Below are 25,629 nucleotides of genomic sequence, written 5' to 3'. Positions count from 1 at the left end.
CGAAAAATTCGTCGGATCACATTCCCCTCTAGTGGAGGGTGGCAAAAATTCAGAGAATTTTTGACGGGGTGATTAAAAATGATTAACAATGAATACTCTTTAGAATGTATTGTTAAAATACAATTATTATTAAATTCAAGCTCAGTTTATAATCAATGTATACTTTCGCGGCATAAAAGTAATTATGAAAAAACTGCTGTTATCGGCGATAGTATTTACGGCATTCGCATCATGTAAGGATGACGAAAAGATAAATAATCAGGATATCAATTATGCGAAACTTCCCCAGGAATTTCCTTTTTCCAAATTAGCAACGGTGAATGGTGTAGATGTCATTAACGGAGGATTTGGTTCCGGTGCGACAGCACATCCTACGAGAAAAGGAGAGTTTTATGTGATCACAGATCGTGGTCCCAATACAGACTATCTGAACGGGAAAAAATTCCCTGTCCCGAATTTTACCCCAACCATCATGCATTTTAAAATTAATGCAGAAGGAAATATTGAGATCATTAAATATATTAAGCTGAAAAATCCTTCCGGCCAGCCGATCACCGGTCTTCCCAATCCTGCAGGAATGGGCAGTACAGGAGAAACAGCTTATGACTCATCAGGAAATGTTTTAGGAACAGATAATTACGGACTGGACAGCGAAAGTATTGTGGCAGCAGCAGACGGAACGTTCTGGGTCTCCGATGAGTACGGACCGCACATCGTTCATTACAATGCAGAAGGAGTAGAGTTGGAAAGAATCAGCCCGATAGGCGTTAACACAGGACCACGAAAACTTCCTGCCGTTTTAGCCAAAAGAAGAGCGAACAGGGGAATGGAAGGCTTATGTATCACTCCGGATGGAAAAACACTGGTAGGAACGATACAGTCTACCATGTATGTCCCAACAAAGGCATTGGCGACCAATACAACTCTAACCAGGATTGTCACTTTCGATATTGTGACAGGACAGACGAAACAGTATCTGTATAAGCAGAATGGAGGTGCTTCAGACTCGGTATGTGATATTACAGCCATCAGCAGCACAGAATTTTTAGTAATCGAAAGAGACGGGAATTTCGGATCGCAGGGCGGAAGCAAAAAAGTATACAGAATTAATATAGCCGGAGCTTCAGATGTGACCGGGACTGATATTACAGCTGTTGATGGGATGAAGATTAATAATAAAGCTTTAGAGCAGTCTACATGGGATGAAATTACCAATGCCGGAATCAAGCCGGTGTCAAAGGTTTTAGCCGTGGATCTGGTAGCAAAATTAGGATATGAACACGATAAATTTGAAGGAATCGTTTATCTCGGAAACAATAAACTGGCCGCATTCAATGATGATGATTTTGGAATTTTAGATGACGGAAACGGAAATCCGAAGGCCAAGATTCTTCCTAAAACCGGAAAAGTAGACCAAGGAACAATGTATGTAGTTGATATTCAATAATTAGATTTTTTTTAAGAAAGCGGCGGCATCGAAGATGCCGCCGCTTTTAACTGTATATGGTGTATATTCAATAGGAATTTAGCCAAAACCTATGAATTAAATCCTTCAATAATCTTAGAGAAATCCTCCAGTTTTAAAGCTGCGCCACCGATTAATCCGCCATCAATATCAGGCTGAGAAAAAATCTCTTTGGCATTATCCGGCTTCACTGAACCCCCGTAAAGGATAGAAACTTCGTCAGCCACATCCTGTCCGTATTTTGCAGCGATGATGCTTCTGATATGTGCGTGGATTTCCTGAGCCTGTTCCGGGGAAGCCGTTTCCCCTGTTCCGATAGCCCAAACCGGCTCATAAGCAATCACTACTTTTTTGATTTCTTCAGCAGAAAGCGTGAAAAGAGCAACTTCAGTCTGGTTTTTTACCACTTCGAAATGCTGACCTGCTTTTCTCTGCTCCAATGTTTCACCATTACAGTACACAGGGATCAGGCCTCTGTCAAGCGCTAATTTGATCTTTCTGTTGCAGTGAGAATCTGTTTCACCGTGGTACTGTCTTCTTTCAGAGTGCCCGATCAATGAACCTGTCACATCGATAGATTCCAGCATATCTGCAGAAAGTTCGCCCGTATAAGCACCGCTTTCATGCTCACTCATATCCTGAGAGAATACACCGATCTCATCTTTCTCGAAGATATCTTTAGCCATCATCAGATATAAAGAAGGCGGCGCAATCCATACTTCGCAGTTGGTGGTATTATTATTTTTATAGCTCAGTAATTGAATCATTAACTGTTGTGCGTCAATGACATTTTTATTCATTTTCCAGTTTCCTGCAACTATTTTTCTTCTCATAATTTTATCCGAATTTTTATTATTTTAATTCTTATCTCTCGCAGATTTTTCTGATTAGGCAGATGATCTTAAATCTGCGAAATTTACATAATCAGCGAGCTATTATTTACTTATTTATTCCCTCTAATTTAAACATGAAAGCATAGACCAGCGAAATGTCTTTCAGGTAATCAAATCTTCCCGATGCACCACCGTGACCGTAATCCATATCAGTTTTTAATAATAGTACGTTTTTGTCAGTTTTCATATCCCTAAGCTTGGATACCCATTTTGCAGGCTCAAAATACTGTACCTGAGAATCGTGCAGTCCTGTGGTTACCAAAATATTAGGGTAATTTTTCTTCTCAATATTTTCATAAGGAGAGTAAGATTTCATGTAAAAATAAGCGTCCTTATTGTTTGGATTTCCCCATTCCTCATATTCATTGGTAGTCAGCGGAATACTTTCATCAAGCATGGTATTGACAACATCAACGAATGGAACCTGCGAAATAACGCCATTCCATAAATTAGGGCTCATATTAACCACTGCACCCATCAAAAGGCCTCCGGCGCTTCCGCCCTGTGCATAAAGATGTTTTGATGAGGTATATTTTTCCTTAACAAGATATTCTCCGGCATCGATGAAATCGGTAAAAGTATTCTTCTTTTTCATCATTTTTCCGTCCTCATACCATTGTCTTCCCATTTCCTGGCCACCGCGGATGTGAGCGATGGCAAAAGCAAAACCTCTGTTCAGAAGACTCAGTCTGGTGCTGCTGAAAGTTGCATCCATGGAGCTTCCGTAAGACCCATATGCATAAAGAAGTAACGGACTGTTTCCATCTTTTTTGAAGCCTTTCTTATAAACAATAGAAATTGGAATCTTTGTGCCGTCTTTTGCCGTTGCAAAAAGCCTTTCCGTGATGTAGTTTTCTTTGTTATATCCACCTAGCACTTCCTGTTGCTTCAGAAGAGTTCTTTTTCCTGTTTTCAAATCCTGCTCATACTGAGAGCTTGGCGTAATCATGGAAGTATAACCAAAACGGAAGTTATCGGTATTGTATTCGGGATTTCCGGAAGGATAAACTGTGTATACCGGTTCATCGAATTTAAGAAATTCTTTTTTTCCGGTTTTTCTGTCGTAGATGACCAGTTGGGAAAGCCCGTTCTGTCTTTCACTGAAAACCAAATAATTTTTAAATGCACTAATGTCTTCCATCAGTACATCGTTTCTGTGAGGAATAAAATCTTTCCAGCTTTCGACACCTGTTTCATTTAATGGAGTTTCCACTACTTTAAAATTAAGAGCGTCTTTATTAGTGATGACCAGAAATTTATCTTCCAGTGAAGTTACATCATACAAAACATCTTTTATTCTTGGCTGGAAAATTTCGAAACTTCCATTAGGATCATTAGCATCCAGATATCTTGTTTCGGAAGAAGTAGTAGCACGGGAGTCGATCAGGATAAACTTATCGTTTTTAGTTTTTCCTACACCTATATAATTGGTTTTATCCTTTTCTTCATATACTAAAACATCTTTTGTGGAATCTGTTCCAAAGGTATGCCTGAAAATTTTTTCTGTTAAGAGAGTTTCCGGATTTTTGGCAGTATAGAATATTGTTTTATTATCATTAGCCCAGGTTGCAGAGCCTGTTGTATTTTTAATACCAAGATCAGTGATTTTACCAGTTGAAAGATCTTTTAAAAATAGTTTATATTGTCTTCTGGAAACATCATCTACTCCGTAAATCATTTTAGTATTATCAGGACTGATGCTGAAACCTGATGCAGCATAATAAGCATGTCCTTCCGCCAGCTTATCCACATCCAGAAGGATCTCTTCAGGAGCGGTAAGGCTTCCCTTTTTTCTGCAGTATTTAAAATATTGTTTTCCGGCTTCTGTACGGGTATAATAATAAAATCCGTTTTTGAAAACCGGTACAGATTCGTCTTTTTCTTTGATTCTGGCTTTCATTTCCTGGAAAAGCTTTTCCCTGAAAGGTTCAGTATCCTTCATCATGCTTTCCCAATACGTGTTTTCAGCCTTCAGATAATCAACGACCTTTGTTGAATCTTTTCCTTTTTTAAAATAATCAATCATCCAGTAATACGGATCATTTACTTTATCACCATGGATTTCCCGGATATGCTCCTGCTTTTCTGCCATAGGAGCTTTAAGAACAGGGAATTTTTGAGATTGTATCGTAGATGCGCTCATAATTAATATTCCAAGATAGAATTTTTTCATAATATCTTTTGTTTTCTGGTGTGGCTGCTCTATGCTAAATTCCAAAGATTTTTTAAAAGCTTATAGAAAGTATGCTCTTCATCTGTTACTTTATTGTCAGCTTTGATCAGTGTTTTAGCAAATTCTGCGAATTTTATACGTTCCTCCTCTGTAGAATCATCATGAAAACATCTTGCGTGGAATTCAAAGTGATCTTTCCATTCTTCAGGTTTTAGAAGAGCCAGGGTTTCCAGCTCATTGTCAAGGTTCATTCTGAACGGAAATTCGTCCGCCATATACTGTTGAACAAGCATTCCTTCCTCAGGAGCAAATTCTCCGTCTACAGAAGAAAGGATCATTAAAAGATGATAGCCGGCGATAGATTTATTTGATTTTTGCATATTAGTAATTCTTTATTAAATGATCTAAATTATTTTTTTCTAAAATTTTATCGAGATATTTTCCTCTGCTGCTTACTTCCCTTTGATAAGGTGCAAATTTTGAAGCTACTTTGTTAAATTCTTCATTTAATTTCATGAGCTCCTCTTTTTCATCATTGCTAAGCGTCTTTTGATAAAACAGGGAGTTGAATTGGATGAGTTTCTTTACTACAATTTCCTTTTTTACGATTTCTTCTTCAGTTGAATGGAGAGTACAGATTCCATAAATACCTTTACAATAAGCATCCCATTCATCCTCAAAAATTTCATTTATCTTTTGCTGATCTTCAAGATCATTTTCCGAAATATGATGATAAGCAAAATTTTTATCGGGATGCTTCATTAAGTCACGAATGAACTTCTCTTTAAATTCAGCTTTATATTGTAGTGAATTCTCCAGATTTTTGTGCTCCTGAATCAGTTGAATACAATTTTTACTGAAATATTTTTCAGTGATCTCACTTTGGAATTCATCATTCAGAGATGAAGTGATTTTTATATTGTGAGAAATCACATAAGAGGCATCCGGAACTAAATGGTTTTGAATAAGTATATTAAGTTCATCTTTGGTAATGCCTGTTACAGCACATATATTATCTTCAGTAATGTAATTTTCATTAATATATCTCAAATTCTTTTCCATAGCCTTATTTTATATAATCTTTTGCAGGTTGTTTGTCTACAATTTTCCCTTTCTCCAATATCAACACAAATGGATTGCTTCTCGCGATTGTTTTGATTGCTGTAGCATCCATCATAGCATTTTTAATGGTTTTAAAGGTATTATGATCCGTAGAAACACCGTAGATCACAGCTTCTTTTTGAGCATTCACCTTAGCTTCGACTTTCTGGATAAGATCAGCAGAAACTTCTTTTGGATGATAAGAGAATACCAAAACAGCCTTCGGTGCATTGATGATTTCGTCCGTCAGATCCATGCCCGTTGGATCTTCAATTTTAAATTTTACGATCTCTGATTTATACCCTTCTTTAGTCAGGACAGATTCATTTTTTCCTTCCTCAATTTTCCAAGGAGAACCTTCTGCCCAGTATTTTGTTTCTTTAATATAATCATCCTGATTGACCTTTAAAACCTCTCCTGTCTTCTCATTTTTAAGCGAATAAAAAGTCTTATATTCAGAAGGGTTTTTATTAATCTTTTCCTTTTCAGCTTTCATATCGGTCCCGGTTTTATAATCCCGGAAATCGATCAGCGGCTCATGCATGATTCCCTGAACCATAATGTAAATCATGATCACAGAAAAAAGACCTAAAAGAACATATTTGAACTTACCTGAAGATTCTTTCGTACTGCTGTCATATGGATCTTTTTTACTGAATTCCTTTCTGTAAAGTATAAACAGGATAATGAGACCGGCAAGAAGCACGATATCTTTCATAAAGCTCTGCCATGGCGTAAATTTTATTGCATCTCCAAAACAACCGCAGTCCGTCACCACATTGAAGTAAGCAGAGTAAAAAGTAAGGAACCCAAAAAAGATACAAAGGGCTATTAACGCTGAAAGAGTAAATTTAAGCTTCAGTTTCAACAGCAGCATAAATCCTAAGAAAAGCTCCAGTACGACCACAATGATCGAGAAGAGAAGCGCAAATTTTTCCAGGAACGGCATGTTGAAAACCGGTGGCGCGAAATATTCTTCCATTTTGAAAGAGAATCCTACCAGATCCACAGCCTTTACAAAGCCTGAAAGAATGAAGATAACAGCAATAATAAAGCGTAATAAACCTTTGATCATAGTAATTTATTTTTGAGGTTCGGAAATATTTTCTTTTTCAGAGAACTTGATCAGGCAGAAAACAGCATAATTCAGCATGTCGAAATAGTTCGCATCCAAGCCTTCAGAAACGATGGTCTTTCCCTGGTTATCCTCAATCTGTTTCGTTCTCAGTACTTTCTGGTAAATAAGATCGGTAATAGAAGAAATTCTCATATCCCTCCAAGCTTCACCATAATCATGGTTCTTTTTTTCCATTAAAGCCTGAGCATCATTCGAATATTTGTCGTACAGGCTCAAAATTTCCTCCTTATTTTCATTAAAATCATTCGAAAACCCTTTTTCAAGCTGAATAAGTCCGATGATAGAGTAGTTAACAATCGCGATGAATTCATCCTCCTCACTTTCATCCACCATTTTTTTATCCGTCATCTGCAGCGTACGGATCCTGTTCACTTTAATGTAAATCTGATCTGTAATAGAACTGGGTCTCAAAACCCTCCATGCGGCTCCATAATCCTGTAATTTTTTACTGAAAAGGTCACGACACTGACTGATAACTTTCCCGAACTGTACTGATGTTTTTGACATAAATTCTCTTAATCTCCCAAATATACGAATTAGGTTTTAGGTAGCAGGAATCCGGAATTGATTTTTGTCAGAGTTTGGGTGTTTGAGAGTAGGAGAGTTATTGTTCTATCTAAATTTCTGTGAGAATTGGTTATTAATTATTATTTGTTGGTTCCTTGTCAGGATATTTTAAAAGGAAGAAAGTTGAGTTCAATATTAATTGTGGTATGTCAGTAAAAAAGACCAATTAATACCAAATCCCCAACTAGCAACTACGAACCAGCAAAAAACAAACCATTAACTCCTCACATTTCACAATAAGTCTTAATTTTGCAGAAGAATATCAATTATAAACAAAGTATGCTCTCAAACTCCGAAACCCACTTACCCTCAGACTTTCCGACCCCTAAACCTTTTCACTCCATCAATTGCAATGGAAGGCTGGTGGAATTCAACAGGCCTAAAATCATGGGCATTCTCAACCTGACTCCGGATTCATTCTCTGACGGTGGAAAGTTTAATAATGAAAAATCAGCGTTGGAGCATGCAGAGACACTTTTGAAAGACGGGGCAGAATTCATCGACATCGGACCGCAATCCACACGTCCGAATGCTGAATTTCTGAGCAGTAAAGAAGAAATAGCCAGGATCGGAAACATAATTTCCCAAATCAAAAAAGAATTTCCGGAAGCATTGATATCACTGGATACATTCTATGCAGAAACCGTAAAATTCGGATTTAATGAAGGAATTGATATAATCAACGATATTTCCGGCGGACAGTATGACGATAAAATGTTTGATGTGGCAGGTGAAACGAAGCTTCCCTACATTCTGATGCATGTGAACCCATCTTATGAGACGATGCATGAAAAAGTGAAATTTGAAGACATTACACTGGAAGTCAACCGTTATTTTTCTAAAAAAACCAATGAGCTTCTTGAAAAAGGAGTGAAAGATATCATCCTTGATCCCGGTTTTGGTTTCGGAAAAACGGTGGAAGATCAGATGAAAATGATCAGTGAAACTGAGCATCTGGGTTTTGGAAAATTTCCTTTGTTGATCGGTATTTCCAGAAAATCATTTATCTATAAACCGCTTGGGAAATCTCCTCTGGACATCAATGAAGAAACACAGAAACTTCATAGGATAGTTTTGGAGCAGGGAGCCAAAATTTTAAGAGTACATGATGTGGCGGAAACTGCAGCAACCATCAGACAGTTTTGCGGAAAAAATAAAAAGTGTTAAAAAAGCTTGCTCAGTATTTAAAAATTAATACATTTGCAGTATGAATTTTACGAATCAGAAAAATATTATTGTCATTTCTAGCATTATTGTTGTGATTAACAACAGTAGAGGAGCGGCATTGTAAATATTTTTATTTAAATTATATAAGCCGTTTCATATTGAAGCGGCTTTTTTTATTTCATAAACTATGGATCAGTTATTAGCAGTAATTATTATCGTCATTATTATTCCCTTACTTTGGTGAGAAGGATAAAGTATGACTATACATATTTGAGCCCTCTCACATTGTGAGAGGGCTTTTTTATACCCATTTGTAATTTTAAAACCTTATACAATGTATTACAACGACAAAACTATCGTGTATTTTGATGGAAACTTTCTCAAGGCCGGAGAGGCAGGAATGGATCTCTACGGACAGTCACTTCATTACGGTTATTCCGTTTTCGAAGGCATAAAATCCTACAATACCGATCACGGAACCAAAATTTTTAAAGCAGAAGAGCATTACGAAAGGCTGAAAAGATCAGCAGAAATGATGTATATCCCGTTTGATTATTCAGTCAGTGAATTGACAGATCTCACTTATGAGCTTTTGGAACGTAACGGATTCAAAGACGCTTATATCCGCCCATTGGTAACCTGTTCGCCTAATATGTCCCTTTCAAAAGGGCAAAAATCCTATCTCTCCCTGCTTGCCTGGGAATGGAGCAATGGCTATCTCGCAAACAAAATGAAAATCATGACCTCAGGTTTTCAGCGTCCAAATCCTAATGCCTTTAAAGTGGAAGCCAAAGTAGGCGGACATTACGTCAATTCTATTCTTGCCTGTCAGGATGCCAAAGACAAAGGCTATGACGAAGCCCTTTTACTTGATGAATACGGAAATGTTGCTGAAAGCTCAGGAGCCAATATATTCTACGAAAAAGACGGAACATTATTTACGCCCGCAAAAGGAAGCATACTGCCGGGCATCACAAGGCAGACCGTGTTTGAAATATGCAGTGAATTGAATATCCCCGTTAAGGAAACCTTCTTTAAACCTGAAGACATGAAAGGTGCTGATGCCGCTTTTTTCTGTGGTACGGCAGCTGAAATTGTAGCGTTGGATTCTTTGGATAATGTTCCTTTCACTAAGAACTGGGAAGATACAGCAAGCAACAAAGTACAGCAGGCCTATCAGAAACTGGTAAGAGTTCTGTCATTGTAAATTTGTAGAATCTAAATATCTGATAATCAAGTAATTATTTCTATTTATTAAACAGTTGAATATTGTAATTTTCATAAAAGTGAAAATGAAAAAGATATTACAAGCTGTAGTTTTGGTCCAAAATTAAGTAAAAGCTTCATTGATGAATTTCGAAAAAAATGAAATTATTGATGCGCACATAGATGATAAGAACAGCAAATGCAGGATAATATGTTAAATAAATATTCAAAAACATTCACACAAAACAGAGAACAGCCGGCAGCAAAAGCAATGCTTTACGGAATAGGCTTTACAGAAGAAGACATGCACAAGGCCCAGATCGGTATTGCCAGTATGGGATATGATGGAAATACCTGCAATATGCATCTCAATGATCTTGCAAAAGTCGTAAAAAAAGGAACCTGGAATCACGGTCTTGCAGGATTAATATTCAATACCATAGGTGTAAGTGACGGGATGAGTAACGGGACAGACGGAATGCGGTATTCACTGGTCAGCCGCGACGTGATCGCAGACAGCATCGAAGCCATCTGCGGGGCACAATATTATGACGGAATTATTGCATTACCGGGCTGCGACAAGAATATGCCGGGAACCATTATCGCCATGGGAAGACTGGACAGGCCATCCATCATGGTCTATGGAGGAACGATAGCCCCGGGATGCTATAAGAATGAACCGCTTAATATCGTTTCGGCCTTTGAAGCTTTAGGAAAAAAAATTGCCGGAGAAATTTCAGAAGAAGATTTCAACGGAGTGATTAAAAATTCCTGTCCGGGAGCAGGCGCATGCGGAGGAATGTACACAGCCAATACCATGTCATCGGCCATAGAAGCTTTAGGAATGAGTCTTCCGTATTCATCCTCCAATCCCGCACTAAGTGATGAAAAGCAGAATGAATGTCTGGAAGCAGGAAAATATATTAAAATATTACTGGAAAAAGATATCAAACCGTCTGACATCATGACCCGTAAGGCTTTTGAAAATGCACTTCGTCTGATCATCATTCTTGGAGGCAGCACTAATGCGGTTCTGCATTTTATTGCGATGGCTAAAAGTGTCGGTGTTTCTGTAACTCAGGACGATTTCCAGAAAATGAGTGATATCACACCGGTATTGGCAGATCTTAAACCAAGTGGGAAATACCTGATGCAGGATCTTCATAACCATGGAGGGACACCTGCCGTCATGAAATACTTACTGGAAGAAGGCTTACTGCATGGCGATTGTTTAACGGTTACCGGAAAAACCATCGCTGAAAACCTTGAAAATGTTCCCAGCCTTGATTTTACGAAGCAGAAGATCATCAGACCCTTATCAAATCCAATCAAAGAAACGGGACATCTGAGAATATTGTATGGGAACCTTGCTGAAAAAGGAAGTGTAGCCAAGATCACCGGAAAAGAAGGTGAAAAATTTTCAGGAAAAGCAAGAGTATTTGATGGAGAAAAAGATTTGATCAAAGGAATTGAAAACGGAAGAGTTCAGCACGGAGATGTTATTGTCATCCGTCATGAAGGACCCAAGGGCGCACCAGGAATGCCGGAAATGCTGAAACCTACCAGCGCACTGATCGGAGCAGGACTTGGCGGAAGTGTAGCTTTAATTACTGATGGTAGATTCAGTGGAGGAACCCATGGATTTGTAGTGGGACATATTACTCCTGAAGCCTATGAAGGCGGTCTGATTGCTTTTGTGAAAGATAACGACCTTATTGAAATTGACGCCGTCAACAACACCATACAGCTCAAAGTTTCCGAAGAAGAAATTGAGCAACGAAAGAAAGGATGGCAAAAACCTGAACTTAAAGTAAAAAAAGGATTGCTGTACAAATATGCACTCACCGTATCATCAGCTGCAGAAGGCTGTGTAACAGATGAAATCACTCAATAAATAGACAATGAAGAATCTAAATGTATCCACAGAAACAGAAATCAGCGGCAGCCGGATCATCCTTGAAGCATTTCTTCAGGAAGGGGTAAAAACCATATTCGGATATCCGGGCGGTGCCATTATCCCTATTTATGACGCCCTTTACGACTATAAAGATCAGCTGGAGCATATTCTGGTCCGCCATGAGCAGGGAGCGGTCCATGCAGCGCAGGGGCTTGCCAGAGTATCCGGAGAAGTGGGAGTAGTATTAGCGACAAGTGGTCCGGGAGCAACCAATTTGGTAACAGGATTAGCTGATGCCCTGTTGGATAATACACCTATTGTATGCATTACGGGACAGGTTTTTGACCATCTTCTGGGAACCGATGCGTTTCAGGAAATCGATGTCATGAATGTTACCAGCCCCGTTACCAAGTGGAATTACCAGGTAACCAATGCCGATGAACTTCCGGAAGTATTGGCGAAAGCGTTCTACATTGCAAGATCAGGAAGACCAGGCCCGGTATTAATCGATGTTACGAAAAATGCCCAGCTGCAAAAGGTGTTCAACAAAGGTTACACACTTTGTGATTCTTTGAGAAGTTACAGACCTGATCCTGTTCCCCATATGGATGCTATTGAAAAAGCTTCTTTTTTGATTAATCATGCAGAAAGGCCTTTCATCATTGCAGGTCAGGGGATTATGCTGGGAAAAGCAGAGGAGGAGTTTTTACAGTTTGCTGAGAAATCAGGAATTCCGGTAGCATGGACGGTCTTAGGAATGAGCGCGATCCCAACGGACCATCCACAGTCTGTAGGAATGGTAGGAATGCATGGAAACTACGGTCCCAATATCCTTACCAATGAATGTGATGTGCTGATTGCAGTGGGAATGCGCTTTGATGACCGTGTGACCGGAAGGCTGGATCAATATGCAAAACAGGCGAGAATTATCCATCTGGATATTGACAAAGCAGAGATCAATAAAAATGTAAAAGTTGAGGTTCCCATTCTCGGAAACTGCAAAGAAACCTTACCACTTTTAACACAGCTGATAGAACCGGGAGCGCATACGGACTGGCATCAAAAGTTTAAAGACTGTTATGAAATTGAACATCATCAGCTGATCAGCCACGAATTGTATCCTTCCGAAGGAGAAATTACGATGGGAGAAGTGATTCGGCACCTGAATGATATAACTCAGGGTGAAGCTGTGATCGTAACGGATGTAGGGCAGCATCAGATGGCTACCTGCAGATATTCATCTTTTAAACATTCCAGAAGCAATATCACCAGTGGAGGACTAGGAACCATGGGATTCTGCCTTCCGGCTGCAATAGGAGCCGCTTATGGAGTAAGCAACCGTCATGTTATTGCGGTGATGGGAGATGGTGGTGCACAAATGAATATCCAGGAATTGGGAACACTCATGCAGTATCAGCCGGATATCAAGATCCTGATCCTTAATAACTGCTATCTGGGAATGGTAAGACAGTGGCAGGAACTTTTTCACGAGGAAAGATATTCCTCGGTAGATATTCAGAGTCCGGATTTTGTACAGGTAGCCAAAGGATATAAAATCCCGGGAAGAAAAGTGGCGGAGAGAGAAGACCTGGAAGCAGGGCTTAGTGAAATGCTTCATCATAAAGGAGCCTTTCTGCTTGAAGTCATGACCGGGAAAGAACACAATGTTTTTCCAATGATTCCTCAGGGGAAAAGCGTATCAGAGATCGTACTGACCAATAATAAGACATAACAATTTAAATAGGAAAAAGATGAATTCAGAAAACAGGGAATACACCATAACAGCCTACACAGAAGATTATCTGGGGCTGATCGGCAGGATCAATGCTATTTTTTCAAGGAGAAGAATCTCTATTGTGAATTTTAATGCAGGGCCTTCCGATATTGAAAAAATAAAAAAGTTTGTCATCGTTATCAGGGAAACGGAAGAATCTGTACAGAAAATTACCCGGCAGATGGAAAAACAGGTAGATGTTCTTGAGGTCCATTACCATAAAAATCCATACCTGACCGCAGCTGCACACGCAAGCTGAATAAAGCAACAATCAAATATCATTAACAACATATAAAAATTTTAAAAATGGCAAAATTGAATTTTGGCGGAGTAGAAGAAAATGTAGTAACAAGAGAGGAATTTCCATTAGATAAGGCTCAGGAAGTATTAAAGGATGAGATCGTAGCCGTGATCGGCTATGGCGTACAGGGGCCGGGACAGGCACTGAACCAGAAAGACAACGGAATCAATGTGATCGTGGGCCAGAGAAAAAACTCAAAATCCTGGGATAAAGCTGTAGCAGATGGATTTGTACCGGGAGAAACCTTATTCGAAATAGAAGAAGCGCTGCAAAAAGGAACGATTATTTGCTATCTCTTGAGTGATGCGGCCCAGATCGAATACTGGCCGAAAGTAAAACAGCATCTTACCCCCGGAAAAGCACTGTATTTTTCTCACGGTTTCGGAATTACCTTTAATGAAAGAACAGGAATTATTCCGCCGGCTGAGGTTGATGTATTTCTGGTTGCCCCTAAAGGATCCGGAACATCATTAAGAAGAATGTTCCTGCAGGATCGTGGATTGAACAGTAGTTTTGCCGTATATCAGGATGCCACCGGAAAAGCAAGAGAAAGAGTGACTGCATTGGGAATAGCTATCGGAAGCGGGTATTTATTTGAAACAGATTTTAAAAAGGAGGTGTTCAGCGACCTTGCGGGAGAAAGAGGAACATTAATGGGTGCCGTACAGGGAATATTTGCCGCCCAATACGATGTGTTGAGGAAAAATGGGCACAGTCCTTCCGAAGCATTTAACGAAACAGTTGAAGAACTTACACAATCATTAATGCCATTGGTTGCAGAAAACGGTATGGACTGGATGTATGCGAACTGTAGTACCACAGCACAGAGAGGAGCACTGGACTGGTGGAAACGTTTCAGAGATGCTACTTCTCCATTATTTGAAGAATTGTATGAAAGTGTTGCCAAAGGAGATGAAGCCCAGCGTTCCATCGACAGTAACAGCAAACACGATTACAGGGAAAAACTGGAAGTAGAACTGACTGAGCTTAGAGAAAGCGAAATGTGGAGAGCAGGAAAAACCGTCCGCAGCCTCAGACCAGAGAACAATTAATCACGAAAATAATGGAAGAAACGTATCCTTCTGTTTTGGACAATGTCTACAAAGCAGCAAAAAGACTCAGAAATGTAGTGGTAAGAACGCCTCTGGCGATCAATAATAATCTCTCCGGTATTTATGATGCAAATATCAGCTTTAAAAGAGAAGACCTGCAGCAGGTGAGATCCTACAAAATCAGGGGAGCTTACAATAAAATGGCTGTGATGTCTCCTGAAGATCTTGCAAAGGGTGTGGTTTGTGCCAGTGCGGGGAACCATGCTCAGGGAGTAGCTTTTGCATGCAGTACGATGAAGGTGAAAGGAACTATTTTCATGCCTTTGCCCACGCCGGGACAAAAGCTGGAACAGGTAAAAATGTTTGGAGGAGATGATATAGATATTGTGCTTTACGGGGATACTTTCGATGAAGCTAAGGATGCCGCATTGAAGTTCTGTAAAGAGAATCAGGGGATATTTATTCACCCGTTCGATGATCAGGATATTATTAATGGTCAGGCAACAGCAGCGCTGGAGATTCTTGAGCAGTCGGATGAGCCTGTTGATTATCTTTTTCTTCCGGTTGGAGGTGGTGGTTTGGCTGCAGGCGTTTGTTCTGTATTCCGGGAATTATCACCAGACACGAAGATTATAGGGGTAGAACCTTCTGCAGCAGCAAGCATGAAAAAGGCACTGGAAAAAGGACAACCGGTGCTTCTTGAAAAAATCAGCCGTTTTGTAGATGGAGCGGCTGTACAGAAAGTAGGAGATCTTAATTTCGAACTCTGTAAAAATGTGCTGCACGATATGGCTTTAGTGGATGAAGGAATGGTGTGCGAAACTATTCTTTCCCTCTACAATAAAGATGCTGTGGTCGTGGAACCTGCCGGGGCTCTTTCTGTGGCTGCACTGGGAAAATATAAAGATCAGATCAGAGGAAAAAATGTGGTCTGTATCATCAGTGGCAGTAATAATGATATTACCCGGATGGAAGAGATCAAAGAAAAAGCTCTTCTTCATGCAGGGTTAAAGCATTATTTTCTCGTTAGATTTGCACAGCGTCCGGGAGCTTTGAAAACTTTTGTGATGAATGTTTTGGGGCCGAATGATGACATTACTTTTTTTGAATACACGCAAAAGAACTCAAAAGAGAAAGGAATTGCTGTTTTAGGAATTGGATTAAAAGATAGTGAAGATTTTACTCCGCTGCTCGATAACATGAAGAAATATGATTTTTTTGTCAATTATCTGAATAATGATCCGTCTTTGATGAATCTACTTATTTAAAAATTTGAATTGATTTAATTATTATCGCTCGCAGATTTTGCAGATTTTTGAGCTTCAGAGAGCAATGTTGACATAGGAAAATGGAGCGTTAAGAAAATGATTCCTGTGAACGTTAAGAAAATTCTACTGTCCGAAGTGCGGGAGCACTTTTGATTCTCAACATAGATTGCCGCCGCGCAAGTTTTAGAATTTTTAGAGAACAGGATTCATTTTTAGCGGAAGTTTCCCGGTCTTTAATTTTTGATTCTTTTGTTTCACGACAAAAGAATGTATTTAAGTCTCCTCGCAGATTTTGCAGATGACGCGGATTTTTAACCCCAAATTTTAAGGGATTGACAGCTGTTTTGAGGATAGTTTTTATAACAGTGGCAATGTCGACATAGGAAAATGGAGCGTTAAGAAAATGATTCCTGTGAACGTTAAGAAAATTCTACTGTCCGAAGCGTGGGAGCACTTTTGATTCTCAACATAGATTGCCGCCGCGCAAGTTTTAGAATTTTTAGAGAACAGGATTCATTTTTAGCGGAAGTTTCCCGGTCTTTAATTTTTGATTCTTTTGTTTCAAGACAAAAGAATGTATTTAAGTCTCTTCGCAGATTTTGCAGATGACGCAGATTTTTAACCCCAAATTTTAAGGGATTGACAGATGTTTTGAGGATAGTTTTTATAACAGTGGCAATGTCGACATAGGAAAATGGAGCGTTAAGAAAATGATTCCTGTGAACGTTAAGAAAATTTTACTGTCTGAAGCGCGGGAGCACTTTTGATTCTCAACATAGATTGCTACCGCGCAAGTTTTAGAATTTTTAGAGAACAGGATTCATTTTTAGCGGAAGTTTCCCGGTCTTGAACTTTTGATTCTTTTGTTTCAAGACAAAAGAATAATATAAAATATTTCGCATAATCTATTATGAGCCAGGGAAAAGCAATCTGAAAATAAAAAGTAAAGAGATTGCTTCGTCGCCATGCTCCTCGCCATGACAAAAAGGAGTTTCGGCGGCCCGTAGGGCCGCCGAAACTTTTATTTATCTCTCAAGCGTAAAATTAGAAATCACTTTCGGGCGTTCAGCCTCATTGGCTACTTTCCAGGATGTCCTGTACATCCATTCCGTCATTTTATACAGTTTTTTGTAATTGATATTTTCAGATTCATCCTGAGGGGTATGGTACTGGTCATGCAGAACACTTGTGAAAAATACAGCGGGAATTCCAATTTTTGCATACGGTAAATGATCGCTTCTAAAGTAGAAATATTCAGCGTGATTTGGAGAATCCCAGTCTTTCAGGTATTTGAATTTTGTACTTTCATTATTGGCATCTTCGGCCATTTTTACCAGTTCCTCAGAATTTTTATGCGGAGAATTTCCTCCCAGAAGAGCGGCTTCATTATTATCATTTCTACCGATCATATCACCGTTCAGAACAGCTACAATCTTTTCTTTCGGAACGACCGGATGAGCAGCGTGCCATCTGGAACCCAGCAATCCTCTTTCTTCCGCTCCATGGAAAACAAACAAAATACTTCTTTTTCCGGGCTGTTTCTTGTAAGCTCTGGCCATGGCAAGCATGGCAACGCATGTACTGGCATTATCGTCGGCACCATTGTAGATAGTGTCATTTTTCACAGGATGTCTGATTCCGTCATGATCCTGGTGACCGCTCAGCAAAACGTATTCTTCTTTAAGGGCAGGATCTGTGCCTTCAATTTTTCCGATGATGTTTACAGAAGGATATTTATAGGTTTCTGTGATTAGGTTCAGAGCAATTTTAGGATTGTTTTTTACCCAGTCTGCATTTTCTTTCTTGATCCATACAACAGGAATATTATCCGTTATTTTCTCTCTCAGACCTTCTACGCCGTAAGTTCCTCTCGTCATTTGAGGGAGAACTTCAACCCAGCTTTTTTCGGAAATATGATCCGTGATGAAAATCACGGCTTTTGCGCCCTGTTCAAGAGCTTTGTTGTAATATTTTGTTCTTACAAAACCGGGATATCTTCTTACAAAAAGAGTCATTTCCTTGTTGATATTTTTATCGGAGGCATTCACGGCAAGAACTTTTCCTTTGATATTTAATTTGGAAAGCTCTTCAGGCTCTGTATTTCCTGCGTACACAATTTCAGTCTCAATCGCTGCATTGACGGGTTCTGCAACAAGAAAATCTTTCCAGAGCTTAAGGCTGCTGTTTCCAATTTTCAAACTACTTTGAGAGGTCACCTGATGCCTATACATGTCAAAAAACTGGAAAAATGTACCGTTGTCACCGGCGGGTTTCATTCCGGCTTCTTTGGCTTTGTCGGCAAGCCACATTGAAACTTTTAATTCATCTAAAGTTCCTGCTTCACGTCCCCAGAACTGATCTGCAGCAAGCTCATACATGTCTTTCCTTAAATCGGCTTCTTTGATGGCAGAAACTAAAGGCTTTTTATAATTCTGAGCATTTCCAAAGCTGAAAAGGAGAATACTCAATAGAGAGAATACGTAGCTTTTATTCATTTAAAATTTTTAATTGAAGTTAGCCAATTTATCTGAGAACTGTTTTGAAAATTCTTTTCTGTCTTCCTCAAGTTTTTCCTGTTCGGCAGGGAGGATATAATTAAAAAGGACTTTATCTTCATTGTTAAGAAATATAATTTCCTTTTCATTACCATCGATCATCTGCGAAAAAATCTCCCACATTGAAGTGTCTTTTAGTTTTAATAATTCAAAAAACTGTTCCGCTTTTATTTCTATTCGCTGCATGTTTCGTTTTTATGTATTTACAAATATTGTTTAAAATTCTAATAGTTTCAGTTTGAACTGAATGGCAAAATTCTGCTTGAAATTGGGAGTGGTATAGTACCCAACTCTGTAGAACAACCCTAAATTAAAATAACTTGATAAGAAATTATTCCATTCCAGACCCACTTCCTGATACAGATGATCCAGTTTTCTGAATTTGAACTCATGATATTCCGGATGCTTCATATCTCCGATTGTTCCTCTCAGTATAAAATCAAAGCTCGAAATATTCTGTCCGAAACTTTTAAAATATAAAGGAAGTTTGTGGGTAAAATAATAGGCAACGAATTTATCATTATAATACTTTCCACCCTCCAGTGTTGCAAAACCCAGGTAAGACGTAAAGTTGAAATTAAAATCCTTTCTTGGAGAGGCCAGCCCATTCATTGTAAAATGTTTCCAGATAGGCGCTTCACCCAATACCATTCCGCCATACAACCTGAACCCGGTAGTTCCGAACATAGTCTTGAAATTGTGTACAAATAGTGCATCAAAACGGGTATAATTAAAATCTCCGCCCAGAACTTTGTAGCTCTGCTCATAGTTGAAATACAGCTCAGGATATTTCTGATCGATGATTGATTTTCCCTGAGGTGTCATAATATTTGTAGAATTCGGGGAATATTTTAACGTAAATAATGTATTGAAATTATCAAACTCGCCGCCTTTTCCCCTGAACTCGTAATCAAATTTAGCCTCTTCAATATTTCTTTTGGCTGCGAAAACCAAAGTCAGTCCGTTCGTAACATCGTTCAGATAGGATAGGGAAGCCCCTTTGTAATGATAGTATTTATCATTGTTGATGTTATTTCCATAATTCATCGTTCTCATCTTGAAATTCCACAGCCTTCTGTAAAACTCTCCCGATGCCGTTACGTCATTATAATATTCAGCTCTGAAAAATGAATTTTTATCCAGTGTCGTCTTTATATCAAGACCGATCCCGTATTTCCATTTATCATCTTTAAAACCATACGCGAAATAATAATCCGGTGAGAAATAAGGATTAAAAGTTTCGTTAAGCTTTGCTTTTAAGCCTAATCTGAAACCTTCATATAAGTTATAGTTTACAATTTCATCTACGGCAAAATCTACAATTCCCATCCGGATCTGGCCATTGATAAGGCCTGTAAGGATTTTCGCTTTGCTGTCGATATTATATTTTTTGCCCAGGCTATCTATAGTAGTATATGTATTGCTTTCTCTTTCCGTGAGAGGATCGGTTCTGTACTGATCCAGAAGATGCCCGTCTGCATTTTTCACCGAAAATGTATAGCCTTTAAAATCATTCTGGTTTTCCTCAATAGGCGATTTGAAATCAAAATAAGAGGAAGTGAGAAAAGCATACGTTCCGAAACTGGTCTTCTTTTTCTTCTCAGGATGTTCTTGCGTCTTATCTTTCTCCTCTTCCATAGCCACCCTGCTCATTCTGAGTTTTACCTTTTCCTGTGCCAGGAACCATTTATTATTATAGAAAATCCAGGTACTCGTGATAATACCGTCATTTTTGTTCTTGCTGAAATTCTCGATCTTCTGGATACCGTAAGTATCAGTGTCTATATAGATCGCACCATTGTATTTTCTCCTCTTATCAGGTTTTTTATAATTTACCTCACGGAAACGGATTACGAAAGTTTTTCTTCCGTTTACTTCAATGGTATCCGAAAGAAAAAAACGGTAAAGACCTCTGTTTTCCTGCTTGATCTGGTTGGGGATCTTATCCCGGTTACTCTGCTGAATGGCGATCATTTCATAGATTGGCTGCTTGAGGCCGGAAATCCTGTTATCCAGAATATTAATCTTTTCACCATATTGTTTGGAATATAAAAACTCCTGAGCTCTTTCCCATAGAAAGAGTTTGCTTTTTGAAAAGATCTGTTTGGCGGATATATTATTTAATGAATCTTTTTCTCTCTTTTTTTTGAAAAACTGGGTATCATTAAAGAACTGGTTAAACTGATTGATACTGTCCTGATCAATATCCAGGGATATTTTTTCGTAGGACTTAAAAGTATAGGAATCTAAACTTTTCGGTGAATTGTTTTTGAAGAGCTGGTTTACTTTCTTTAAGATCTCTATAGCCCTCGGATCACTTCGGTCTTCAATGACAACCTCTTCAATATCAGTTATTTTTGAATTTTTTTTCAGCAAAGAAACTTCCATATCTGCTTCAACAGATACTACTTCTTTCTGATATTTTTCCGCCTGAATTTCAAGAGTACTGCAGGATGATCTAAATTTCAGGACGCCTTGTATATCCGTAAAGCCTAAAACCTTCCCCTCGCAGGATATTTTGGCGTTGGATATCGGTTTCTGGTTGGTTTCATCAATGACCTTAATCCTTGATTGGGAAGAACCAAAGAAACAGATCATTAAAAACAATAAAACTAAAACCCTTTTCATGTAAAAACTAAGTAAAAGTAGTAATATTTCTTGTGTTGGGAAAGTTTTTATGATTTGTTAATACATTGATTTCATCTAAGGTTCAGATAGAAAAAATAGAGAAAAAAACTCCTGAGGTTTTCAGGAGTTAACTAATGTTTTATGATAAAAGGATTAATTCTAAATATTCAAGGCTTTTTGGTAGGCATTTTCCAGGCCGTCAAGGTTTTTACCTCCTGCTGTTGCAAAGCCCGGATTTCCGCCGCCGCCGCCCTGGATTTCTTTTGCCAGGTCTTTTACGATAGCTCCGGCCTGATAATCTGCTGCCAGATCATCAGAAACTCCGACAGTGATCATTGGTTTTCCGTCTGCATCGGAAAGAATAATCGTTACTGAAGTTGGGATTTCTCTCTTCAGCTGGAATACAATATCTTTCACAGAACCTGCATCCAGGGAAGTTTTCTTCACGAGCAGCTGTTTGTTTCCTTTCTGCTCGTATGCATTTTTCCATTCGCCGATTTCGCCTTTTGCTTTTTCCTTTTTAAGGGCTTCTACTTCAGATTTTAAAGATATATTTTCTTCAATCAGTTTTTCAGTAGATCTTACAACATCTTTAGACTTCAATAGTTGAGAAAGCTCATGAATCTGGTTTTCCAGATTTTTGAAGTATTCCTCAGATTTATCTCCTGAAATGGCTTCAATTCTTCTGATCCCTGCAGCAGCAGAACTTTCGGAAGTAATTTTGAAATGACCGATTTCGATTGTATTTTTTACGTGAGTTCCTCCGCAAAGCTCCTTAGAACTTCCAAACTGAATCATTCTTACACTGTCACCATACTTTTCACCGAATAAAGCCATTGCTCCTTTATCCAAAGCTTCCTGAATAGGAATGCTTCTGAATTCCTGCAAAGCAATACTTTCTTTAATTTTTGCATTTACTTTTTCTTCAACCAAAGTCAATTCTTCCTCCGTCATTTTATTGAAGTGAGAGAAGTCAAAACGAAGATAATCAGGACCTACATAAGAACCTTTCTGCTCTACGTGCGTGCCTAAAACCTCTCTTAATGCCTCATGTAAAAGGTGAGTTACCGAGTGATTCGCCTGGGAGTTTCTTCTGTCGGTTGCATCAACTTTAGCATAGAAAACAGCTCCTGCATCTTTCGGAAGACCATTGATCAGGGAAATGATCAGTCCGTTTTCTTTTTTAGTTTCCAAAACTTCAAAGCTTTCAACGGCATTTTCAAGAACACCTTTGTCTCCCACCTGACCTCCGCCTTCCGGGTAGAAAGGAGAGCTGCTCAGTACTACCTGGTAAAATTCTCCGTCTTTGTTTTCTACTTTTCTGTATCGTGTAATATAGGTTTCAGATTCAATTTGATCATATCCTACAAAGTTTTCAGGTTTTGTTTCTAAAGTTACCCAGTCATACACTTTCTGGGCAGAATCAGCTTTGGAACGAAGTTTTTGCTTTTCCATTTCAACTTTGAATCCTGCTTCATCAATGGTAAGTCCTTTTTCCTCTGCGATAATTCTGGTTAAATCATCCGGGAATCCGTACGTATCATATAATTCAAAAACTTCTTCGCTTGGTAATACTTTTGAATTATCTGCAATAGTCTGCTGAATTAACTTTTCAACTCTGATCAGCCCGTTTTCAATAGTTTTCAAGAATGAATCCTCCTCACTTTTGATCACCTCGGAAACCAGTTTCCCCTGCTTTTCGATCTCAGGGAAGAAAGTACCCATTTGCTCTTGAAGTACAGCAACAAGTTTATAAAGGAAAGGCTCTTTCATGCCTAAGAATCTATAAGAATAAGAAATTCCTCTTCTTAAAATTCTTCTGATCACATAGCCCGCACCGCCGTTTGAAGGAAGCTGTCCGTCTGCAATTGCAAAAGCAACCGCTCTGATATGGTCTACCACAACACGGATCGCAATATCTTTTTCGTCTTCTAAAATTCCTGTATATTTTTTACCTGAAAGTTCTTCCACTTTAGCAATAAGCGGAGTGAAAACGTCGGTATCATAATTTGAAGATTTGCCCTGAAGTGCCATACACAGACGCTCGAAGCCCATTCCAGTATCCACATGCTGCTGAGGAAGTTTTTCCAAACTTTTATCTGCCTTTCTGTTGAATTCCATGAATACCAGGTTCCATACTTCCACTACCTGAGGATGGTCATTATTTACCAGATCAAGTCCTGAAACTTTAGCTTTTTCTTCCTCAGTTCTAAGGTCAACGTGGATTTCTGAACACGGTCCGCACGGTCCGCTTTCTCCCATTTCCCAAAAATTATCTTTTTTGTTTCCATTGATAATTCTGTCTTCCGAAATGTGTGATTTCCAGAAATTGTAAGCATCCTGATCTCTTTCCAAATTCTCAGAAGCATCTCCTTCGAAAATAGTTACGTATAAATTTTCTTTTGGAATTCCGAATACTTCAGTCAGTAATTCCCAGGCAAAAGCAATAGCATCTTTTTTGAAATAATCACCAAAAGACCAGTTTCCTAACATTTCAAACATGGTGTGGTGGTACGTATCTCTTCCCACATCATCTAAGTCATTATGCTTTCCGGAAACTCTGAGACATTTCTGTGTATCGGCAATTCTTGGTGCCGTAGGCGTTTTGTAGCCTAAGAAGAAATCTTTGAACTGTGTCATTCCTGAGTTGGAAAACATAAGGGTAGGGTCGTCTTTCAGGACGATAGGTGCTGAAGGAACAATAAGGTGGTCTTTACTTTTAAAATAATCTAAAAATTTTTGACGTATCTCTTGTGATGTCATAGTATTGCTTTGCTTTTAAAACTATCAAATTTTTGATAAGATGCAAATTTAATGTTTTTAAGCGATTTGTAAATAATTTTATGTTATGTTTTGAATGGTGCAGGACGGGAAGTGTTTATATTTTGAGATTGCTTCACCTGTAGTTACAATGACGATCGTAATAAAACTTTGTATATTATCATTTAACTTTTTATATTCGTTTTAATATTAAATAAAGACTTGACCGATTTTCATGATTTTGAAACCAAAATAGAATGGTCTGTGCAAATCAATAAAATGAGTTTTTATGATATTAAAGAATAAAAAATGACGAAAAATGAAGTGCTGAAAAGCTGGGTAGAACAATATTCCGGGCCTCTTCTGAAAAGAGCAGCTTATCTGCTTTCAGATAAAACGGAAGCAGAGGATCTGGTACAGGATGTGTTTTTAGCGGCCTATTCGTCTTATGACTCTTTTAAAGAAAAAAGCCAGCCGCTAACCTGGCTGACGGCTATTTTAAACAGAAAAGCTGCCGATTTTTACCGTAAAAAATATAAATCAGAGCCGGAGATCAGACTGGATCATTTTTTTGATGAAACAGGCTCCTGGAAGAATGACGGTGTGTTGAATGACTGGAATGTTTCGGATAAAGAGCCGGAGCTTTTGGATAATAATGATTTCAATAAAACGCTGGAAGATTGCATTGAGGATTTGCCCGCCAGATGGAAGATTCCGATGAAAATGTATTATCTTCAGGAAAAAAAAGCACCGGAAGTGAGTCAGGAATTGCAGATTTCTGCGACCAATCTATGGAAGATTCTTCAGAGAAGCAGAATGCAGCTGAGGGAATGCCTGGAGGTCAACTGGTTTGCCAACTTATAACCATATCATAAAAATGTTGAGAAAATTTATTCATATTCTGTTCCTGCCATGTAGCAAAGCAACGATGCTGATGGAAAAAAGGAATGCCAAAGCGATCTCCCAAAAGGAAGACTGGCAGCTTTCCATGCATCTGAGGATCTGTAAATGGTGCAGAGCTTATGAAGAGAAACTTAAAATTTTGGATGATATTTTAAAACGTAAACGGTCTCAAAAAGAAAATACTGAAATTAATGATTCTGATATTCAGGATGTTAAAAATAAAGTTTTAGAAAAATTAAATCTTTAGAAGAAATACTGTCAGGATTTTGAAATGTTTCCGACTATACTTTTGACAATAATAAAGGATCATTCAAAATCTTAAAGACATGAACGCAACATCACAACTTAACGTAGAATCGCTGACGTACAAAACAGGATATTATATTTCGTTTTTTGGGAGCGCGCTTATTTTACTCTGGATTGGCATATTTAAATTCACTCCCACAGAAGCTGCTGCCATTAAACCTCTGGTCGAAAACCATTTCCTTACTTTTTTCGTATATAAAATAGCAGGCATCCAGATGGTGTCAAATGCTATCGGAGTGATAGAAATTATCATTGCTTTACTACTGATATTTAGTGTGAAATTTGCATTTCTAAGAAAGTATGCCGGAGGCGGGATGATTATGACATTTCTTGTAACACTGAGCTATCTGTTTACCACTCCCGGAATGTGGAAAATAGTAGATGGAGTCCCTGTCACAGATTTTTTTATTCTGAAAGATCTAATGCTTTTAGGATTTGGATTAATGATAATTCAAAAAAAATGAATACAAATAAA

Annotated in this window: 21 protein-coding genes; 11 read left to right on the top strand and 10 right to left on the bottom strand. The window is 38.6% G+C overall.

What is annotated here, in order from left to right:
- Window positions 1-184: 184 nt before the first annotated feature.
- Entirely contained in the window at window positions 185-1,447 is a 1,263-nt protein-coding gene (locus DRF60_RS16930; protein WP_116013413.1) for an esterase-like activity of phytase family protein, read from the top strand.
- An 89-nt stretch (window positions 1,448-1,536) separates the two neighbouring features.
- On the opposite strand, the gene tpiA is transcribed toward DRF60_RS16930, so the two are convergent.
- The 6 genes from tpiA to DRF60_RS16900 all read right to left on the bottom strand — a co-directional run bounded on the left by tpiA (window position 1,537) and on the right by DRF60_RS16900 (window position 7,277).
- Entirely contained in the window at window positions 1,537-2,298 is a 762-nt protein-coding gene (gene tpiA, locus DRF60_RS16925; protein WP_116013410.1) for a triose-phosphate isomerase, read from the bottom strand.
- A gap of 106 nt (window positions 2,299-2,404) precedes the next feature.
- A complete protein-coding gene (locus tag DRF60_RS16920; RefSeq protein ID WP_116013493.1) occupies window positions 2,405-4,531 on the bottom strand; it encodes a S9 family peptidase in 2,127 nt (708 codons plus the stop codon).
- Window positions 4,532-4,560: 29 nt separating this feature from the next.
- A complete protein-coding gene (locus DRF60_RS16915; RefSeq protein WP_116013407.1) occupies window positions 4,561-4,911 on the bottom strand; it encodes a TerB family tellurite resistance protein in 351 nt (116 codons plus the stop codon).
- 1 nt (window position 4,912) lies between these two features.
- On the bottom strand, window positions 4,913-5,593 hold the full coding sequence (locus tag DRF60_RS16910) for a DUF6058 family natural product biosynthesis protein (protein WP_116013405.1): 681 nt from the start codon (window positions 5,591-5,593) through the stop codon (window positions 4,913-4,915).
- Between the two features lie 4 nt (window positions 5,594-5,597).
- Window positions 5,598-6,707, bottom strand: coding sequence for a BT_3928 family protein (locus DRF60_RS16905; protein ID WP_116013402.1), 1,110 nt, complete (start codon window positions 6,705-6,707; stop codon window positions 5,598-5,600).
- Window positions 6,708-6,713: 6 nt separating this feature from the next.
- Window positions 6,714-7,277 (bottom strand): DUF1599 domain-containing protein, encoded by a 564-nt coding sequence (locus DRF60_RS16900; RefSeq protein WP_116013400.1) that lies wholly within the window; start codon window positions 7,275-7,277, stop codon window positions 6,714-6,716.
- A gap of 339 nt (window positions 7,278-7,616) precedes the next feature.
- Between DRF60_RS16900 and folP the strand changes: the two genes are divergently transcribed.
- From folP to ilvA, 7 genes are all read left to right on the top strand, one after another.
- The gene (folP, locus tag DRF60_RS16895; RefSeq protein WP_449384871.1) at window positions 7,617-8,504 is read left to right on the top strand and encodes a dihydropteroate synthase; all 888 of its coding nucleotides are present in this window, start codon (window positions 7,617-7,619) and stop codon (window positions 8,502-8,504) included.
- A 334-nt stretch (window positions 8,505-8,838) separates the two neighbouring features.
- Window positions 8,839-9,711, top strand: a complete 873-nt coding sequence (ilvE, locus tag DRF60_RS16890) for a branched-chain-amino-acid transaminase (protein ID WP_116013397.1) — start codon at window positions 8,839-8,841, stop codon at window positions 9,709-9,711.
- 198 nt (window positions 9,712-9,909) lie between these two features.
- A complete protein-coding gene (gene ilvD / locus DRF60_RS16885; RefSeq protein WP_116013394.1) occupies window positions 9,910-11,604 on the top strand; it encodes a dihydroxy-acid dehydratase in 1,695 nt (564 codons plus the stop codon).
- A gap of 7 nt (window positions 11,605-11,611) precedes the next feature.
- On the top strand, window positions 11,612-13,339 hold the full coding sequence (gene ilvB / locus DRF60_RS16880) for a biosynthetic-type acetolactate synthase large subunit (protein WP_116013391.1): 1,728 nt from the start codon (window positions 11,612-11,614) through the stop codon (window positions 13,337-13,339).
- Between the two features lie 19 nt (window positions 13,340-13,358).
- The gene (locus DRF60_RS16875) at window positions 13,359-13,640 is read left to right on the top strand and encodes an ACT domain-containing protein (protein WP_116013388.1); all 282 of its coding nucleotides are present in this window, start codon (window positions 13,359-13,361) and stop codon (window positions 13,638-13,640) included.
- A gap of 47 nt (window positions 13,641-13,687) precedes the next feature.
- On the top strand, window positions 13,688-14,734 hold the full coding sequence (ilvC, locus tag DRF60_RS16870) for a ketol-acid reductoisomerase (RefSeq protein ID WP_072922848.1): 1,047 nt from the start codon (window positions 13,688-13,690) through the stop codon (window positions 14,732-14,734).
- A gap of 11 nt (window positions 14,735-14,745) precedes the next feature.
- Window positions 14,746-16,002 (top strand): threonine ammonia-lyase IlvA, encoded by a 1,257-nt coding sequence (ilvA, locus tag DRF60_RS16865; RefSeq protein ID WP_116013385.1) that lies wholly within the window; start codon window positions 14,746-14,748, stop codon window positions 16,000-16,002.
- 1,025 nt (window positions 16,003-17,027) lie between these two features.
- Here the strand turns inward: ilvA and DRF60_RS16860 are convergent.
- From DRF60_RS16860 to alaS, 4 genes are all read right to left on the bottom strand, one after another.
- Entirely contained in the window at window positions 17,028-18,497 is a 1,470-nt protein-coding gene (locus DRF60_RS16860; RefSeq protein WP_116013382.1) for a M20/M25/M40 family metallo-hydrolase, read from the bottom strand.
- A gap of 9 nt (window positions 18,498-18,506) precedes the next feature.
- Window positions 18,507-18,743 (bottom strand): hypothetical protein, encoded by a 237-nt coding sequence (locus DRF60_RS16855; RefSeq protein ID WP_111956178.1) that lies wholly within the window; start codon window positions 18,741-18,743, stop codon window positions 18,507-18,509.
- A 30-nt stretch (window positions 18,744-18,773) separates the two neighbouring features.
- The gene (locus DRF60_RS16850) at window positions 18,774-21,155 is read right to left on the bottom strand and encodes a peptidase associated and DUF5686 domain-containing protein (RefSeq protein ID WP_238640231.1); all 2,382 of its coding nucleotides are present in this window, start codon (window positions 21,153-21,155) and stop codon (window positions 18,774-18,776) included.
- Between the two features lie 189 nt (window positions 21,156-21,344).
- Window positions 21,345-23,948, bottom strand: a complete 2,604-nt coding sequence (gene alaS / locus DRF60_RS16845; RefSeq protein ID WP_116013376.1) for an alanine--tRNA ligase — start codon at window positions 23,946-23,948, stop codon at window positions 21,345-21,347.
- Between the two features lie 306 nt (window positions 23,949-24,254).
- Between alaS and DRF60_RS16840 the strand changes: the two genes are divergently transcribed.
- The 3 genes from DRF60_RS16840 to DRF60_RS16830 all read left to right on the top strand — a co-directional run bounded on the left by DRF60_RS16840 (window position 24,255) and on the right by DRF60_RS16830 (window position 25,618).
- On the top strand, window positions 24,255-24,809 hold the full coding sequence (locus DRF60_RS16840) for a sigma-70 family RNA polymerase sigma factor (RefSeq protein WP_116013374.1): 555 nt from the start codon (window positions 24,255-24,257) through the stop codon (window positions 24,807-24,809).
- Window positions 24,810-24,822: 13 nt separating this feature from the next.
- Entirely contained in the window at window positions 24,823-25,095 is a 273-nt protein-coding gene (locus tag DRF60_RS16835) for a hypothetical protein (RefSeq protein ID WP_116013371.1), read from the top strand.
- A 79-nt stretch (window positions 25,096-25,174) separates the two neighbouring features.
- The gene (locus DRF60_RS16830) at window positions 25,175-25,618 is read left to right on the top strand and encodes a DUF417 family protein (RefSeq protein ID WP_116013369.1); all 444 of its coding nucleotides are present in this window, start codon (window positions 25,175-25,177) and stop codon (window positions 25,616-25,618) included.
- Window positions 25,619-25,629 lie beyond the last annotated feature (11 nt).

The organism is Chryseobacterium elymi (assembly GCF_003385495.1).
GTDB classification, from domain to species: Bacteria; Bacteroidota; Bacteroidia; order Flavobacteriales; family Weeksellaceae; genus Chryseobacterium; species Chryseobacterium elymi.
Note: the sequence above shows the minus strand (reverse complement) of the source record. Positions and strands in the feature narration are given on the sequence as shown.

What these genes read in the sequence shown, in the direction of transcription:
- DRF60_RS16850 (WP_238640231.1), bottom strand. Translation starts at nt 21,155, where the DNA reads ATGATCTGTTTCTTTGGTTCTTCCCAATCAAGGATTAAGGTCATTGAT.
- DRF60_RS16835 (WP_116013371.1), top strand. Translation starts at nt 24,823, where the DNA reads ATGTTGAGAAAATTTATTCATATTCTGTTCCTGCCATGTAGCAAAGCA.
- DRF60_RS16905 (WP_116013402.1), bottom strand. Translation starts at nt 6,707, where the DNA reads ATGATCAAAGGTTTATTACGCTTTATTATTGCTGTTATCTTCATTCTT.
- DRF60_RS16930 (WP_116013413.1), top strand. Translation starts at nt 185, where the DNA reads ATGAAAAAACTGCTGTTATCGGCGATAGTATTTACGGCATTCGCATCA.
- DRF60_RS16860 (WP_116013382.1), bottom strand. Translation starts at nt 18,497, where the DNA reads ATGAATAAAAGCTACGTATTCTCTCTATTGAGTATTCTCCTTTTCAGC.
- tpiA (WP_116013410.1), bottom strand. Translation starts at nt 2,298, where the DNA reads ATGAGAAGAAAAATAGTTGCAGGAAACTGGAAAATGAATAAAAATGTC.
- DRF60_RS16900 (WP_116013400.1), bottom strand. Translation starts at nt 7,277, where the DNA reads ATGTCAAAAACATCAGTACAGTTCGGGAAAGTTATCAGTCAGTGTCGT.
- DRF60_RS16875 (WP_116013388.1), top strand. Translation starts at nt 13,359, where the DNA reads ATGAATTCAGAAAACAGGGAATACACCATAACAGCCTACACAGAAGAT.
- DRF60_RS16910 (WP_116013405.1), bottom strand. Translation starts at nt 5,593, where the DNA reads ATGGAAAAGAATTTGAGATATATTAATGAAAATTACATTACTGAAGAT.
- ilvA (WP_116013385.1), top strand. Translation starts at nt 14,746, where the DNA reads ATGGAAGAAACGTATCCTTCTGTTTTGGACAATGTCTACAAAGCAGCA.
- DRF60_RS16920 (WP_116013493.1), bottom strand. Translation starts at nt 4,531, where the DNA reads ATGAAAAAATTCTATCTTGGAATATTAATTATGAGCGCATCTACGATA.
- ilvD (WP_116013394.1), top strand. Translation starts at nt 9,910, where the DNA reads ATGCAGGATAATATGTTAAATAAATATTCAAAAACATTCACACAAAAC.
- alaS (WP_116013376.1), bottom strand. Translation starts at nt 23,948, where the DNA reads ATGACATCACAAGAGATACGTCAAAAATTTTTAGATTATTTTAAAAGT.
- ilvC (WP_072922848.1), top strand. Translation starts at nt 13,688, where the DNA reads ATGGCAAAATTGAATTTTGGCGGAGTAGAAGAAAATGTAGTAACAAGA.
- DRF60_RS16840 (WP_116013374.1), top strand. Translation starts at nt 24,255, where the DNA reads ATGACGAAAAATGAAGTGCTGAAAAGCTGGGTAGAACAATATTCCGGG.
- ilvB (WP_116013391.1), top strand. Translation starts at nt 11,612, where the DNA reads ATGAAGAATCTAAATGTATCCACAGAAACAGAAATCAGCGGCAGCCGG.
- DRF60_RS16830 (WP_116013369.1), top strand. Translation starts at nt 25,175, where the DNA reads ATGAACGCAACATCACAACTTAACGTAGAATCGCTGACGTACAAAACA.
- DRF60_RS16855 (WP_111956178.1), bottom strand. Translation starts at nt 18,743, where the DNA reads ATGCAGCGAATAGAAATAAAAGCGGAACAGTTTTTTGAATTATTAAAA.
- folP (WP_449384871.1), top strand. Translation starts at nt 7,617, where the DNA reads ATGCTCTCAAACTCCGAAACCCACTTACCCTCAGACTTTCCGACCCCT.
- ilvE (WP_116013397.1), top strand. Translation starts at nt 8,839, where the DNA reads ATGTATTACAACGACAAAACTATCGTGTATTTTGATGGAAACTTTCTC.
- DRF60_RS16915 (WP_116013407.1), bottom strand. Translation starts at nt 4,911, where the DNA reads ATGCAAAAATCAAATAAATCTATCGCCGGCTATCATCTTTTAATGATC.